Source organism: Microcoleus sp. A2-C3 (genome assembly GCF_036706065.1).
GTDB lineage: Bacteria > Cyanobacteriota > Cyanobacteriia > Cyanobacteriales > Microcoleaceae > Microcoleus.
In genome coordinates, this window is sequence record NZ_JAUBVX010000028.1 from 1 (window position 1) to 15,386 (window position 15,386).

Consider the following 15,386-nt stretch of genomic DNA (forward strand, 5'->3'; position numbering starts at 1 on the left):
CTCATTCTCTCCCGGCGCGGTGGCTCTAGTTCTTCTTTGGCCACCGTTCTCATCTTTAGTTAGTCTAAACTACAGTTCTTAATTGCCACCACAAAATAGAGTCAAAAAAAATATTAAGATCAAAAGGGGAAGTAATTCTTCCTCAACTTTTTAGTGCTTTACATAAACCATTTTATGAATCAAAGATTTAATATATTATTTATTTCTCTTATTTCCGCAAATAAGTTCAGTATTTTTTATGAATTATCCTGGTTTTTGGCTTTTTCGGTATTCTATTTTATCGTACTTCAACTTGAAGTGCGGAATGTGGGTTAACACTATTTATGCCCCGGAGATCCCCTAAATCCCCCGAAAGCAAGGGGGACTTTGAGAGCATTCTTGTCCCCCCCTTTTTCAGGGGTGTGCCAGGGAGATCAGTCTTAAGTGAACCGTATTATAACTTAATGAACTAGCTCGATCGCCCTTTTAGTCAACGCCTCAGCAGTCAACCCATTAAACGCCATCAACTGACCCGCACTAGCAGTCGTTTCCCCCCGCTTCCAAGCGAAAGTATCACGCGGGCAATTGCTGCGAAGCATCACCGGCTCCAACATCCCAGAAGCACCGCCTGTCACGCCAATCAAGGCATCTCCACCAAACATTTTGGCAAAATTCTCATCGCTCAAAAAGCCGCCGTCAGCTTCCGAACAAGTATCCCAAGCAACATCGCTTGGACGGTACAAGCGGCGCGGATTCACAACAGAAACAATCCGTACTCCAATCCCTTCTGTTTCCAAAAATGCTGCGGCTTCAAACACTGGCATTAAAGTCATGTCGCCCACAACAGCAAACACCACTTTCTTACTTCCCCCTTGATTTTGGGATGCTTGCGGAGAATCAATTTCGTGCAGCACAATTGCACCGTCTTGCAATCCTTGGCGAGTCTGTTCAAAAGTAGTGCGAATTGGCAGCGGCGACTTGCTCGCAGTAATCACAACTCCCTTATTTCTGGCATTCAAAGCCCACTCGTAACAAGCTTGAATGCTGTTAGCATCCGGTGGAAACAAAGGAAACACATTTCCATTCCGCATCATTGCCGCAAAATAAGCTTCAATTTCCGGGCGTTGGTGCGTCCAACCGTTGCGGCCTTGCTCCAATGCACCTGCCGTAAATAAGGTGACAGTAGCCGGAGTTGGACGGCGCAATTCTGCCATTGCTTGCGTTACAGTTTGCCAAATTGGTAAACCGTTGATGGCAAAAGATTCGTAGGAACACCACAAACTCCGCGCTCCAAATAGCGACAAACCTACTGCTAAACCCGCGCAAGCATCTTCGCTCAAAGGTTCGTAAACTTGACCGTTTGGCGCTTGATTGTACAAGTCATCCGTCGTCGGGTGAATGATTTTCAGAGCTTGGTTGATGTTGGCAATTGCCGATGCTTCATTACCATCAGCATTAGTAACTAGAAAAGTCCGATCGCACTCGCCGACTTTCGCAACCAAACGTCCCATTGCTGTTGTCGAAATCTTCGATTCTCCGCCCACCGCAAATTCTTCTAAAGGCAATTCGCCTAAATCTGCTAGTGGCAATGTAAACTCAGTAACAACGGTTTTCGCGGCAGGCCCGCCACCCGCGCGCTCGCAATTTGTCCGCACCAACTGCCAAGCCTCAGCAGTCAAAGCGCGCTGTTTTAAAGCGCTGATAATGTGCGGAGCATCCAGCGTATCTTTTGGATAAAGATTGTGAGATTTTGCGCCCAATGCGTGCACGCCAGCACCTTTTAACTGTTTGATAATAAACACAGTTAATTTTCCGCCGAGAGCAGATTTTGCCGCTTTGTCAACTCCTTGTAAAACAGCTTTGGTAAATGCCATGCGCTGTTCGAGTGAAAAAGCAGTGCTGTCAACATAAGCTTCCGGTTGATTTTTATCGTCAAATTCCTTAGCATCAACTAAGATGACTTCTTCAAAACCGTTTCCTTGCCAATAAGCAATCATTTCAGCATTGGTTTTTGTCGAAACCATGCTGTGATGTTCTTGGGAATATCCGTTCCAAACTAACACTGGTAAAAAGTTAGTAGCCTTCGGATAAGCAGTGTGGAAATGCCCCATGCTGCTCATTGGATAGGGTTCGCCCATGCCGCCGTCGCCCATTGTGAAAGCAAACAGTTTGCCGGGGTGCAAAAGCGCTCCCGCCATTGCGAAATGCTGCCCTTGTCCGAGGGGGCCTGCTGGTGCTAAAAGGCCGGGAATGAAACCGGAAAGATGTCCTAACAAACCATCTTTTTCGCGGAATTTATCGCGCACTTGCTGTACGTTGACAATTCCCATGTCTTCTAAAGATCGATCGAGAAACATGGCACTGTAAAATCCCGGCGCGTGGTGCCCGACTTCGGTGACAATGTTCTTGTGTCCGAGCATCACCAACGCGGCGTAGGCTTCAGCTTGGCTGGCAAAACCGCCCGGATGTCCCGATGCCTTGCTGGCGGTGACTTGCAGCGTCAGGTAGCGCAGGGCGTCTGCTCCCAGCATTGTTTGAAAGACGGCGGCGGGATCTGCCGCATCGGCGATCGACTTGCTCCCCTGGGCGATCGCAGGTGTTTTCCCGTAAGTCTCAAAACCCGGCACATTCTCCGAGAAATACTGGATTCCTTCGCAAAAACTGGGAATTGCTGACGTTGCCTTCGGCGTAGTTGCAGTCATTCTTGATACCTGAAAAATTTGACTTGGATTAATGTAACAGTAATTTTATAGCTTTCTTGTTGCAAAAAATCATCACTTCTGCTATCTATAATCATAAATAATTAAAATATCTCTATTTTAAAGCTGAGAACGCCCCGCATTTCAACAATACAATCGGCGTAATTCAGCCCAATAAAAAATCATTACTGAGTAGCAATTAGGGTTCTTCGCCAACATCTAAATCGAGCCGTTCCCTAACATTAATATAAATCGGAGTGCTGCTCTCAAAAAGAGAAGGTCTAGCCTTCTGATTCCCCAGCCACACAAAGAAACTGCTGAGTGCAGGAGCAGGATCTTGATCGCGGCGCAGCGTGTAGATCAAACCTTCGCACGGCCCGTTAACGCGGCTGGTGGTGCAAATCACTTTCTGATTGTTGACTGTGCCGACAGTGACATAATTTAGCTGTTTGTTGCGGCTGTAATTTTCCAGGCGCTGAGTCACTTGTTTGCAGCGAGTCAGAGGATCGTAGCCAGAATCCGAAAAGAAATTAGAATTCCAGCGAATCCAAGGCTCCCTAAACCCTTGCGGATTTTGATAAACCGTCATCGGTTCGCCGGTGGAGGTATCGCAGACAAAGCCTCCTGGCCCCAGATTCGATTGAGTTTGACTGTAGCCGCGCTGGATCGAAATATTGCTGAGAATATCAAACCCGTTAGGTAAGGTTTGCGATCGCAACGACATCAAAGAATCGATCGGGATTGCTGCATTCAACCCAGTTTTAATTTCCTCAATCTGACCGTTCCACTGGCTGATCACCGTACCAACAGTATCACCCTGACCGTGAATTCCCACAACAGTGCCATCAGCATCAAATACAGGCCCGCCGCTCATGCCGCGCCTGGTGACTGCTTGATACCGCAGTCCGTACCCCGATGATGCGCGATCGAGACGAGAAGAAACAATACCAGCAGTAAATTCGAGTTTTCTTTCATACCAAGAAGCGATGGGCAGTGGATAGCCAGCAACATAAATAGTAGAACCGACTACAGCACGTTTTGATTCGCCAATTGGCGCTACTGGATAATTGTCTCGGCTGTAAAACTGGATCAGAGCTAAGTCTATATCGCGATCGCTTTTCGGCAGCCGCTGTATTCTGATTGCTCTATAATTTTTTTCCAAATGAGTGCGAATGCTGTATTCTTGGGCGAGACTTGCAACAACGTGATTCGCCGTCAGAACGGTGTAAATATTGCCTTGTTTCGCAATAATTACTCCCGAACCGCTAGTAGCAAAACCCAGCGTATTATTAACTTCTACGGTGCTCAACATTGCTACTTGGGCAATTTCTTCCGCTGTTTTGGCACAAGCAGCATATTGTTGGCCGACAATTGCTATCGCCGTTATTGCACCGGTCAAGATGATTGTCAGCGCCCCGAACCGCGAACTCCACAAATTCATCGCTAACTCCCCAGACATGACGAGACGAACTGCAAATATATACCGATCGGAATTCCCCAACTGGATTTAACCATTTTTTCTAATAATTCTCGCGTCGGCGCGCTTCCATCTTCAAAAGTATAGACCTCAAAACCGGGATGTCGATCGCAGCCCCGATCGCTAATTGCAACCAAGAAACCTTTGCCATTAAAAATCCGGCGGCGGTTCATGGCAATTTTAACGTTATTTGTATACCGCAAGCTATAGCCTTGACAAAAAGATTTTGGCAGCAGCAACTCTACAAAACCGCGCGCTACTGCCAAAACCTCACCACCGGCAGGGAATTCGGCGGCGGCGACTGTCCCACCGCCAGGGGGAACCCAACATCGCCCAGCCTCCTGGCAATTCCCAGCGCTTGGTGTAGGAACTGCTTTCGTTCGATGAGTTAACCGCAGATTTCAAGCGTACAAACACCCATCGACGCAGATAATTCAATCTTGAAAATTGCCCAACCATTAAGCAAGGCTGGAGGATGGCGACAAAATCGGCTATTGCGCCCCATCATCCGTGTTTTCCCCTAGTTTTGACCTAACGTCAATGTAAGGAATATTACGGGTTTCATCAAAAGACGGCATCCCGACATATCCTTGACGCCAAGCTAACAAATTATATAAAGAACCGATCGGGTCTTGGCCTGGCCTGAGAGTATAAATCAAATTTTGACACAAACCGTTGACTTGATTCGCCGTGCAGATGACATTTTGGCCGTTCATCCGGCCTGCTGTAATGTACTTGAGCACCCGGTTGCGGCGATAGATTTCGAGGCGCTGGCTGACTAATTGGCACCGAGTTTGTGGATTGTAGCCAGAACCGGAAAAATAATCTGAATTCCACTCAATCCAAGGCTCTACCGCACCTTGAGAGTTTTGGTACACCGTCACCGGTGCGCCCCTGACGGCGCTGCACGAAAATCCCTTTTCCCTGGCTGAACTCCAGCCGTAACTAGGCTCAAAAGGCACTGTCAGGCTGCTGAGGGCGATCGCGCTTGCCGCCAAAACCTTCGTCAATAATTGCTGTTTCATGATGATGTTCTCACTATTTTTGATGGAATTCGGTAGAAAAATCACCAAATATTGCGATCGCACCCTGGATGCGCCAGAGGCTGGCTGCAAAATTATGTTGTTCGCGACTTGCACGTTTGCTTGTGCCAAATCCGGCTTAAATACCCGCTTTATTTCTTAGTCCGTCTCGGCGGAGGAAAGCTTGTACAGTCGAGGTTTCAACCGCCGAGTCATCAGGGATTTTTAATGCGGATTTTGTTCTGTAACTGCACCGAAAGCCCAGTTATGCCGCTCCGAAGCCCTCGTAAAATGCGCGCAACCGTCGAAAATATGTCCTCATTACTACTAATCAAGGTCAAGGTTTCGCCAACCGGAAAAAAGCTGTTTCAATCGGACGCGATCGAGCGATTTGCAACGCTAAATCACACCGCTGATAGGTTATTCGATCTGACTGGCAGTCTAGCGTTACGAGCTCGCATCTGATGAGATACCGAGCCTGTAGCAGCGTTGCACGCATAAAGTGCCTTACCCGTTTACGTGATACCACACTAAAAGCCAGGTATTAATCATAACTTTTAACTTTTTATCATCTACGTATATCTCTGGCACGGATTCACAAATTGTCTGAAATTATCTGCTCTAGAGTGTGTTTATCTGCTGTTCATCTGCGGTTTATGTATCGATCGAGAACTTATCATCGAGAACTTATCCAAGAAGTCTAGTATTGCGGATGCCGGGAAATACTCATAAGTGAGTGTAATCAGGGATTAAGTGCTTGCTACCACCAAAATCCCCCGACCTACACTGACGTTTAGTTGAGTATTTAAAACTATGAACCTTATCTGCAAACAGTTCGGGTATTTAGCGACTGGCTTAATTTTGATGGGCGCTAGCAGTTGTTCTAACTACGATGCAGCAGCTAAATCACCCGAAAACCAGAGCCAGCCCCCAACCAGCACCCGTCAGTTCCGACACCTACAGCTAACGGGAAATCAAATTGATGGTCGATCGACTCCAGTAACGCATCCCTCTAACTCTGTTGGCTCAGTTTTAGCGAGTACCAAAGTAGCAGACAGCACAGCGACAGTTACGGTTTATACCGTAGACAATCTCTGTCAAAGTCTGAAGCCTGAAACAGTTACAGGCCCAGACAATCAGTTAATGTCATCGGCCGTTAATGAAGTGTTAAAGCAGGAGATTTTCGCTAGTCTGGGTTTAGTTGGTTATCGGCTTAAAATCGATCGCAACCTTGGAATCGCTACCGTAGATTTACGGGCTTCCGGGAATTCCCGGCAAAAATTGCAAAATTTGTCAAGTTGTCAAATGCTAGGTTTGTTTGGAGGCGTGCGCCAAACCTTAACCAGTTATGCTCCTTGGCAAATCAAAACAGTGCGTTTTACAGAGCTGGGACAGGACATTGTAAGCACCGTTCGAGAATAATCTCTTAAAATTATGGGAGAGCGTATAACCCGCTTTCTGCGAGATTCCTATGGATGTTACCCGCGTCCTCTAACAGCACCACAATTTTTATGACTCTACCTGACGGCCCCAAAACCCCCCGCTTCGTGCAACTAATTCAATGGATCGGCGATCCACTTACGTACATGGATGTAAGTGCCAAAAAGTATGGGGAGATTTTCACGATTCGATGGGGCAACCTTGAACCATTCGTGATGATCCACAACCCCCAAGCGATCCAGGAAATGCTCAACAGCAAAGCGCTTGACGCCCCAGGTGATATCAACGGTATTCTCAAACCGGTGCTGGGAGAACAATCGATGATTGTGATCTCTGGAGAAAAGCACAAACGCCAGCGCCAATTATTGATGCCGCCCTTTCACGGGGAACGGATGCGCAACTACGGCCAGCAAATTTGCGATATTACTCAAGATGTTGCCAGTAAGTGGAATGTCGATCGACCTTTTGTCGCCCGCACCGCCATGCAGGAAATCACCATGCGGGTAATTTTGCAAGTAGTCTTCGGCTTGGATGAAGGGCCGCGGTTGCAGCAACTGTCCCCGCTGCTGGCTTCAATTCTCGATATGACCGGCTCTCCGCTGCGATCGAGTATGCTATTTCTGTCCTGGATGCAGCAAGATTGGGGCGCTTGGAGTCCTTGGGGACGGATGAAACAAAAGCAGCGGAAAATTCAGGAACTGATGGACGCGGAAATAGCAGAACGCAGACAGCAACCAGACAGCAACCGCACCGACATTCTCAGCTTAATGATGGCCGCCCGCGACGAAAACGGCGAACCGATGACTAATGAAGAATTGCGCGACGAGTTGATGACGCTGTTGTTTGTAGGCCACGAAACCACAGCAACTGCTTTAGCTTGGGCATTTTACTGGATTCACAGTTTGCCCTCAGTGCGCCAGAAACTGCTGCAAGAATTGGACAGTTTGGGCGAAAATCCCGACCCGATGGAGATTTCCCGGTTGCCGTACCTGAGTGCGGTTTGTCAAGAAACACTCAGAATTTATCCCGTGGGAATGCTGACGTTTCCGCGAGTAGTGCGGGAGCCCGTGGAACTGATGGGATATCAACTCGAACCGGGTACGGTGGTTTTCGGCTCCATTTATTTAACCCACAGGCGGGAGGATTTGTATCCAGAACCGCAGCAATTTAAGCCGGAACGGTTTTTGGAGAGGCAATTCTCGCCTTACGAGTATTTGCCGTTTGGGGGCGGTAGTCGTCGCTGTATCGGCTTAGCGCTGGCGCAGTTGGAGATGAAACTGGTGGTGGCAACCATTTTGCGCGATTTCGACTTAGTATTGGCCGAGAAAAAGCCGGTACAGGCCAAACGCCGAGGGGTGACTTTAGGGCCAGCGGGCGGTGTGCGGATGGCGCTGCTGGGGCGGCGGATGCGGCTGTCAAAGCCTGAACCTGTTGCTAGTGGGGTTTGATTTTGTAGCGGCAAATAATTAGGGAAGAATGGGCGATACCTTCGGCCTGCTTCGCTTACGATCGGCAAGCGCCCATTTTTTGTAGCACCCGCTACACAAAAACAGCTATAATCCTTAACCTGTAACCATCAGCCGCTCTCAATATTCAAATTTTCAGTCTAAAATGGTATGAACCTTGCAAACACAACCTGAAAGCAAAAGTGGGTTATTGCAATAGTCCTCTTGATATCTAGAAGACCTGGCTGCCATACTTTAAAAACATATGCATACCCTGTTATTCAGCAAGGTCGGAAGCGTGTTGGCATTGCCTGCAATCTTCCGGCCTCTTTATTTTTTTGGCTACTTTAGACCTTCGGCATTCTGATGCAGAAGGCAAGGCAAAAGTATAAATTCTCCCTATCTTCTCAACTCCCCTCTCTTGAATTAGAGTGGTTTCTCCTCGAATTGAAAAAGCATCCGCCACCAAGTTTAATAAATTTCTGTGGGTGATTGCAATAGTCCTCTTGATATCTAGAAGGCTTCCCTGCCATACTTTAGAAACATATGCATACCCTGTTATTTAGCAAAGGTCGGAAGCGTGTTGGCATTGCCCGCAATCTTCCGGCTTCTTTATTTTTTGGGGTTGGAAGACTTGCGGCTAGAGATGCAGAAAGCAAGACAAAAGTATACATTCTCCTCTCTCCCCATCTGCCCCTCTCCTCAATTAGGGAGGTTCTGCCTGCAATTGAAATAGAATCCGGCAGCAAGTTTAAGGAATTACTAAGAAAAAATTAATAACTTGTTAAACGCTCTCCTTCTGGCTCTTCTCTCAATCTTCTGTTTTCAGAAATTCCGAGACAGAGACAGACTTCGGGAGACTCTCGATATCTTGAATTTCGCTTTCGTGGGCAAAAAACTCGACTTCTTTGTCGTCAATCTGGATCTGATAGCTAGCGGTAGCAGTCACAATCCGCCGCTTTTTTTTGTCTTCTATTAAAACCCAACACACCACAGGTCTTACCCACCTCTCAATGTGCTGGCTTTGCTTCGTACTCCCAAAGGCATACCAGCCTTTAGCTTCAATAATTTGCAGCACTTTAAAATCGTTATTTGCCATAAATATCTCGATCGCGTTAACTTGACTATTATTTTTAGATCGAACGGCACGTTTGCGTATCGGGGCAAAGCTTCGGGAATTCCCAGATGGACTTGACGACCAGATTTTTAGTCGGGCAGCAGCAGGTTAGCTGGGCGTTATCTGCGTTGTTGCTCACTAAATTTTGTGCGATCATTGTACTCTCCCACAATTACGGGAAAGTATCTATACCGTATCCTGAAAAAATAGTTTGGCAGTAGCCTAAACAGCAGCCAACTAGACCTTCGCTATCTGCATCTAAGTGAATGACAACTACTTATGAAGCCTGGTTGGTGAGATCGATCGATATAAATAAAATGCTGTTCGGACTTTCTACTGCAATCTCTAGTTACGTTTTACCCGATCGCGCCAAACTCAACTAGAGATTGCCGCTTTCAATTCTAAGCCTCGGCGCGCGTAATTCTCAATTAATTATATGGTTTAGTTAATAATTGCCCAACTGTCGATCACACAAAACAGCCGTGTCTAACTCTTCGATTACCATCACCGTTAAACTATTCGCCGCCTTCAGTGAAGCCTACGGCGTTTCAGAACTTACACTAGAATTTCCTCCCGAAACCCCAGTATCTGAAGTGCTCGAAAGCTCGATCGCCCAATATCCTCAATTAGAAAAGTGGCGCGAGCTCACCCGCTTCGGAGTCAACCTAGAATTCGTCTCTCCCGACACCATCCTCCAAGACGGCGACGAAGTTGTACTCATCCCCCCCGTCAGCGGTGGGTAAGCAGAGGGGGAGAGGGGGAGAGAGGGAGAGGGGGAGAGGGGGAGAGGGGGAGAGAGGGAGAGGGGGAAGCCTATATTCTCGTGACTCAACCCAAAATCTCGTAGAAACCCGGTTTCTAGGCCCCCAACAGCCCGCGCGGTGAATTCAGAAACCTGGTTTCTGGCTATATTTCTCGTGACTCTACAGAAAATCTCGTAGAAACCCGGTTTCTCCGCCCCATGCAAAAAAAACTTTATAAAGTTTTGAAATTAGTTTTGCCGCCAAATCCTTCTTGAGTTCGGTTAAGCAAGAGATTTTCCCACTGAACCAACACTGTTCTGCAGAGCCTAGAAACGTCTCTCAGAAAGAAATTGAGGACTATCCAACCACCTCTGGTTTCGGACAAAATACTGCCACAAAATTAATCCAGACTAAAAAAGTCGGGTATGGTTGACGGGCTAGATTCACCGTGCTAATCTGTCCTTAAGAATTAGAAAACATCGCAAAACTAGAGAGTTGAGCTATGACCCAGGCCACCAGAACACAATCCACAGCAGCCACCTTCACAGCCCTCAAATGTAAAGAATGCGGCGAAGAGTACGAACTCCAAGCCAAGCACGTCTGCGATTGCTGTTTTGGCCCGCTTGAAGTCAAGTACGACTACGAAGCAATCCGCCGCACAGTTACTCGCCAAACCATCGAAGCCGGCCCTAACTCGATTTGGCGCTACCGGGCATTCTTACCAGTCGCTACAGATAACGTCATCGATGTTGGCACGGGGATGACTCCTTTAGTAAAATCCCACCGCTTGGCGCGCCGCCTCGGTCTAAAAAATCTTTACATCAAAAACGATGCCGTCAATATGCCCACTCTTAGCTTTAAAGACAGAGTGGTGTCAGTCGCCCTCAGTAGAGCGAGAGAATTGGGTTTCACAACGGTATCCTGTGCCAGCACTGGCAACTTAGCTAACTCTACCGCTGCGATCGCCGCCCACGCCGGTCTCGACTGCGTAGTCTTCATCCCTTCAGACTTAGAAGCTGGCAAAGTCCTCGGAACTCTGATTTACAATCCAACTGTCATGTCAGTTCACGGCAACTACGACCAAGTTAACCGCCTGTGCTGCGAAGTCGCTAATACACACGGCTGGGGATTTGTCAACATCAACTTGCGTCCCTACTATTCCGAAGGCTCGAAAACCCTCGGCTACGAAGTTGCTGAACAACTAGGTTGGCAATTGCCCGATCACATCGTCGCCCCCCTCGCTTCCGGCTCTTTGTTCACAAAAATCTACAAAGGCTTTAATGAATTCATCGAAGTCGGTTTAGTTGATGACAAGAAAGTCCGGTTCAGCGGTGCTCAAGCTGACGGTTGTTCCCCCATCGCCCAAGCATTCCGCGAAGGTCGCGATTTCGTAACACCAGTCAAACCGAATACAATTGCTAAATCGATCGCGATCGGCAATCCAGCAGACGGTATGTACGCCTTGGAAGTCGCCCGCAAAACCAACGGCAACATCGAATCCGTCAGCGACACCGAAATCATCGAAGGCATGAAACTACTAGCAGAAACTGAAGGCATCTTCACAGAAACCGCAGGCGGCACCACGATCGCAGTCTTGAAGAAACTCGTAGAAGCAGGTAAAATCAATCCCGACGAAACCACCGTCGCCTACATCACCGGCAACGGCTTGAAGACTCAGGAAGCCGTCCAAGGCTACATCGGCGAACCCATCACCCTCGAACCCAAACTCGAAGCCTTCGAGCGCGCCCTAGAACGCGCCCGCACCCTCGAACGCTTAGAATGGCAACAAGCTTCGGTTTAATTATTAGTCATTAGTTATCAAGCTGTTAACTGTTGACTGTTGACTGTTGACTGTTAACTGTTAACTGTTGACTGTTAACTGTTAACTGTTAACTGTTGACTACTGACTAAGGACTACTGACTACTGACTAAGGACTCAAAAAAATGACCGTCAAAGTTTTAATTCCCACTCCCCTGCAAAAATTCACCAACAATCAAGCCACCATCGAATGCGGCGGCGGCAATATTTCCGAACTGATTGAATCCCTCGAAACAAATTGTCCCGGCATCAAAAAAAGCCTGTGCGATGAAAAGGGAGAACCCCGCAGATTCCTGAACTTCTACGTCAACAGCGAAGATATCCGCTTTTTGGATGGGACAGGAACAGCACTCCAAGATGGTGATGAAGTTAGTATTGTTCCAGCAGTTGCTGGTGGTTGATTAATTTTGCAACCGCAGATGGTGGCCGATAAACAAAGATGAACGCAGATAGAATTAATTAATTACTATCTGCGTTTATTTGCGTTCATCTGCGGTTGAGAAACAAATCCCTGGCTTGGCCAGGAATTGTTAACTCTAGGAAACTACGGAAGCAACTTTTGCTGCTGTCCGGGGGCGACGACGACCGGTTACTGCATTAGCAGGAACAGGCGCTGGCGCTGCCTCTGGTGCTGATTTCGATGATGGCGATGATGGGCCTAATAGCTTGGGTGCTTCTAAAGAACCTGGAGCTACTGCTGCTTTTTCCCATTGGACAAATAATGCTCCTTCGGGAATTTGCATCAGGAATACTAGCATGGGATTGCTTTGAAGTTCCCGACGCAGTACCCGCTGAATTGCCCGTTCTATTTGCGTTTGCACTCCAACCCAGTCCACATCAACTCCTGATTCGGCAGTTGTTGAAGGTCTGACAAATTCTGACCAACGATCGCCTAAAATAGTCTCAATCGTTTGTGTGATCGATTGTTGTAGCAGTTCGCGATCGGCTGATGTGACTACACCTTTCAAGTGTATTTGCGGCGTAGCAACTAACTTACCTTCTGCATTTAACGCCGCAGCTACTGTCACCGCGCCATCTCCAGCCAACTGTTGACGTTCTTTGAGGACGTTTGCCTTCACTACGCCCGATCGAGAAGAGTCTACCAATTCAATTCCTGAAGGTACTTTAGTACCAAGTCGCATCGAATTTTCAGTTAATTCTACGACATCGCCGTTGTCAATAATCACCATATTGCTCGCGGGAATGCCCATGCTTTGAGCCGTCTTGGAGTGCTGAACCAGCATCCGATGTTCCCCGTGTACCGGCAAGAAGAACTTGGGACGAGTCATGTTAATCATTAACTTTTGGTCTTCCTGACAGCCGTGCCCGGAAACGTGAATGCCTTTGTCGCGGCCGTAAACCACGTTTGCACCCAGCATCATCAGTTTGTCGATCGTATTTACCACTGCGATCGTATTTCCCGGAATCGGATTAGCCGAGAAAATGACTGTATCACCTTTTCTGATTTTCAGTTCGTGATGTTCGCCGTTAGCAATCCGAGTCATCGCCGCCATCGGTTCACCTTGCGAACCCGTAGTCAAAATCAAAACCTTGTCTTCGGGCAAATTGCGGATTTCTTTCAGCGGTTTGAAAATACTATCTTCGCATTTGATGTAGCCAAGATTGCGACAGTGAGCGATGACGTTCAGCATCGAGCGGCCAACCACTCCGACATACCGATTGTTTTTCTTAGCCAAGTCCAAAACAATTTGCAATCGGTGTACCGACGAAGCAAAAGTCGTCAGCAGTACCCGTCCCGTTGCTTGAGCGATAATTCTGTCTAAATTCGGAGCGACAGAACGTTCTGAAGCGGTAAAACCAGGAACTTCCGAGTTAGTAGAATCGCTGATCAAACACAGCACGCCTCTTTCGCCGTACTCAGCCAGCTTTTGCAAATCAAAATGCTCGCCGTCTACAGGAGTGTGGTCAATTTTAAAGTCTCCAGTGTGAATAATAATTCCGACGGGAGTGTGAATTGCCACAGTGAAACTGTCGGCCATCGAGTGAGTGTTGCGGATGTATTCGACTAAGAAATGCTTACCAATTCTGACCGTATCCCGTGGTCGAACTGTTCTCAATTCAGTGCGGTGAGATACTCCGGCTTCTTCCAATTTTCCAGCGAGCAAGGCCATCGCCAAACGCGGGCCGTAGATGACTGGAATTTCAAATTGCTTGAGGTGGTAAGGGATGCCACCGATGTGGTCTTCGTGACCGTGAGTCACTATCATACCTTGAATTTTGTGGCTGTTTTCCCGCAGGTAAGTCATGTCTGGGAGGACAATATTTACACCGTGCATTCCATCTGTGGGGAAAGCTAAACCTGCATCTAAAAGAATTATTTCGTCGCCGTACTCGAACACACAAGTGTTTTTGCCGATTTCGTGCAGCCCGCCGAGGGGAATAACTTTTAGAACTTGTGCAGTTGTATTTTTGATCATGCGTATCCTTTGTTAGTTGTTTTTGTTATTTGTCTGTTGTCTTTCGTCTTTCGTCTTTCGTTCGTAGGGCGATTATTTTCCAAATATTTATGGAAAACTCCCCGGCGGGTTTTTCTATACCCGTACAGTCAGTTGTCTTTTGCCTTCAGTCCTTAATCTTCAGTCTTTGGTCTATCACCATTAGGTAATTACTAACAGTTAATGACTGATGACTGATGATTAATGACTAATGACTCATTACAACCAATATTCAGTTGTCTGAAAACTCGTTCTCGCCTATCTAGCTAGCAGATACTGTGGCTAGCTGACTCAGTACGTCCTTTAACTTTTGAGTTACCTCAACGGGCGGAGCGCACAGGGGCGGACGGGTGGAACCTACATCCCAGCCTTGAAGTTTAAGAGCTGCCTTAACGGGAATGGGATTTGTGGTGAGAAAAAGAGCTTTAAACAGGTCAAAAAGTTGCAAGTGAATCTGGGTAGCGACTTGAACTTGACCGGCCTCGAAAGCTTTGATCATCTGTTGCAGTTGCTCTCCTACCAGATGGCTGGCTACGCTAACTACACCAGATCCTCCTACCGCCAACATGGGCAAAGTTAGGGAATCATCTCCAGAATAGATCGCAAATTCAGGTGATGTCAAGCACCGAATTTGACTTGCTTGATCTAGGTTGCCACTTGCTTCTTTGACTGCCACAATGTTGGGGATTTCTGCCAATCGAGCTACTGTCTCCGGCAACATATTTTGGCCTGTGCGACCGGGGATGTTATATAACATTATAGGCAATTCTGGAGCAGATTCCGCGATCGCCCGAAAATGATTGTACAAACCTTCTTGCGGTGGCTTGTTGTAATAAGGAACCACCTGCAAACAGCCGTCTAACCCTAGTTTAGCTGCTTTTTGCGTAGCTTCGATTGCTTCTGAGGTCGAATTCGATCCGGCTCCTGCGATTACCAAAGCTTTACCGGCAACTGCCTTTTGTACCACCTGAAATAATTGGTACTCTTCATCCCAGCTCATAGTGGGAGATTCGCCCGTAGTTCCGCACACTACTAAGCTATCCGTACCGCGATCGGCTAAATGAACTGCCAATTGTTCTGCTACCGCATAGTTAACACTGCCGTCTTCTTTAAACGGCGTAATCATTGCAGTCAGAACCCGTCCAAACTTTACCACACTTTCTCCGATTTTAGACTGTTGATTTTTGAT

At 47.5% G+C, this 15,386-nt stretch carries 13 protein-coding genes; 5 read left to right on the top strand and 8 right to left on the bottom strand.

Annotation, left to right across the window (positions count from 1 at the left end; translation table 11 throughout):
• Positions 1 to 440: 440 nt before the first annotated feature.
• From QUB66_RS16465 to QUB66_RS16485, 5 genes are all read right to left on the bottom strand, one after another.
• Complete coding sequence (locus QUB66_RS16465) at positions 441 to 2,681, bottom strand: phosphoketolase (protein WP_332968749.1); 2,241 nt, start codon at positions 2,679 to 2,681, stop codon at positions 441 to 443.
• A 196-nt stretch (positions 2,682 to 2,877) separates the two neighbouring features.
• Positions 2,878 to 4,137, bottom strand: coding sequence for a COP23 domain-containing protein (locus QUB66_RS16470; RefSeq protein ID WP_332968750.1), 1,260 nt, complete (start codon positions 4,135 to 4,137; stop codon positions 2,878 to 2,880).
• Positions 4,122 to 4,421: a hypothetical protein gene (locus QUB66_RS16475; protein WP_332968752.1), complete on the bottom strand. Its 300-nt coding sequence runs from the start codon at positions 4,419 to 4,421 to the stop codon at positions 4,122 to 4,124. The genes QUB66_RS16470 and QUB66_RS16475 overlap by 16 nt, the downstream gene beginning before the upstream one ends.
• Before the next feature lie 4 nt (positions 4,422 to 4,425).
• Positions 4,426 to 4,593 (bottom strand): hypothetical protein, encoded by a 168-nt coding sequence (locus QUB66_RS16480; protein WP_332968753.1) that lies wholly within the window; start codon positions 4,591 to 4,593, stop codon positions 4,426 to 4,428.
• Positions 4,594 to 4,646: 53 nt separating this feature from the next.
• Entirely contained in the window at positions 4,647 to 5,309 is a 663-nt protein-coding gene (locus tag QUB66_RS16485; RefSeq protein WP_332968754.1) for a COP23 domain-containing protein, read from the bottom strand.
• A gap of 681 nt (positions 5,310 to 5,990) precedes the next feature.
• On the opposite strand from QUB66_RS16485, the gene QUB66_RS16490 reads away from it, so the two are divergent.
• Together QUB66_RS16490 and QUB66_RS16495 are read left to right on the top strand one after the other, a co-directional pair.
• Positions 5,991 to 6,599: a hypothetical protein gene (locus tag QUB66_RS16490; RefSeq protein WP_332968756.1), complete on the top strand. Its 609-nt coding sequence runs from the start codon at positions 5,991 to 5,993 to the stop codon at positions 6,597 to 6,599.
• Between the two features lie 89 nt (positions 6,600 to 6,688).
• Positions 6,689 to 8,065, top strand: coding sequence for a cytochrome P450 (locus QUB66_RS16495; RefSeq protein ID WP_265238549.1), 1,377 nt, complete (start codon positions 6,689 to 6,691; stop codon positions 8,063 to 8,065).
• 808 nt (positions 8,066 to 8,873) lie between these two features.
• On the opposite strand, the gene QUB66_RS16500 is transcribed toward QUB66_RS16495, so the two are convergent.
• Positions 8,874 to 9,161: a hypothetical protein gene (locus QUB66_RS16500; RefSeq protein ID WP_265238519.1), complete on the bottom strand. Its 288-nt coding sequence runs from the start codon at positions 9,159 to 9,161 to the stop codon at positions 8,874 to 8,876.
• 500 nt (positions 9,162 to 9,661) lie between these two features.
• Between QUB66_RS16500 and QUB66_RS16505 the strand changes: the two genes are divergently transcribed.
• From QUB66_RS16505 to QUB66_RS16515, 3 genes are all read left to right on the top strand, one after another.
• On the top strand, positions 9,662 to 9,922 hold the full coding sequence (locus QUB66_RS16505) for a MoaD/ThiS family protein (RefSeq protein WP_332968757.1): 261 nt from the start codon (positions 9,662 to 9,664) through the stop codon (positions 9,920 to 9,922).
• Positions 9,923 to 10,424: 502 nt separating this feature from the next.
• Positions 10,425 to 11,723, top strand: coding sequence for a threonine synthase (gene thrC / locus QUB66_RS16510; protein WP_265238515.1), 1,299 nt, complete (start codon positions 10,425 to 10,427; stop codon positions 11,721 to 11,723).
• A gap of 143 nt (positions 11,724 to 11,866) precedes the next feature.
• Entirely contained in the window at positions 11,867 to 12,142 is a 276-nt protein-coding gene (locus QUB66_RS16515; protein WP_265238514.1) for a MoaD/ThiS family protein, read from the top strand.
• A 135-nt stretch (positions 12,143 to 12,277) separates the two neighbouring features.
• Here the strand turns inward: QUB66_RS16515 and QUB66_RS16520 are convergent, their stop codons facing one another.
• Both QUB66_RS16520 and dapA read right to left on the bottom strand, forming a co-directional pair.
• A complete protein-coding gene (locus QUB66_RS16520) occupies positions 12,278 to 14,179 on the bottom strand; it encodes a ribonuclease J (protein ID WP_265238512.1) in 1,902 nt (633 codons plus the stop codon).
• Positions 14,180 to 14,459: 280 nt separating this feature from the next.
• Entirely contained in the window at positions 14,460 to 15,353 is an 894-nt protein-coding gene (gene dapA / locus QUB66_RS16525) for a 4-hydroxy-tetrahydrodipicolinate synthase (RefSeq protein ID WP_332968759.1), read from the bottom strand.
• Between the last annotated feature and the right edge of the window lie 33 nt (positions 15,354 to 15,386).

Coding starts and splice junctions, on each gene's coding strand:
- QUB66_RS16495 (WP_265238549.1), top strand. CDS start 6,689: ATGACTCTACCTGACGGCCCCAAAACCCCCCGCTTCGTGCAACTAATT.
- QUB66_RS16490 (WP_332968756.1), top strand. CDS start 5,991: ATGAACCTTATCTGCAAACAGTTCGGGTATTTAGCGACTGGCTTAATT.
- QUB66_RS16465 (WP_332968749.1), bottom strand. CDS start 2,681: ATGACTGCAACTACGCCGAAGGCAACGTCAGCAATTCCCAGTTTTTGC.
- QUB66_RS16470 (WP_332968750.1), bottom strand. CDS start 4,137: ATGTCTGGGGAGTTAGCGATGAATTTGTGGAGTTCGCGGTTCGGGGCG.
- QUB66_RS16520 (WP_265238512.1), bottom strand. CDS start 14,179: ATGATCAAAAATACAACTGCACAAGTTCTAAAAGTTATTCCCCTCGGC.
- QUB66_RS16515 (WP_265238514.1), top strand. CDS start 11,867: ATGACCGTCAAAGTTTTAATTCCCACTCCCCTGCAAAAATTCACCAAC.
- thrC (WP_265238515.1), top strand. CDS start 10,425: ATGACCCAGGCCACCAGAACACAATCCACAGCAGCCACCTTCACAGCC.
- QUB66_RS16500 (WP_265238519.1), bottom strand. CDS start 9,161: ATGGCAAATAACGATTTTAAAGTGCTGCAAATTATTGAAGCTAAAGGC.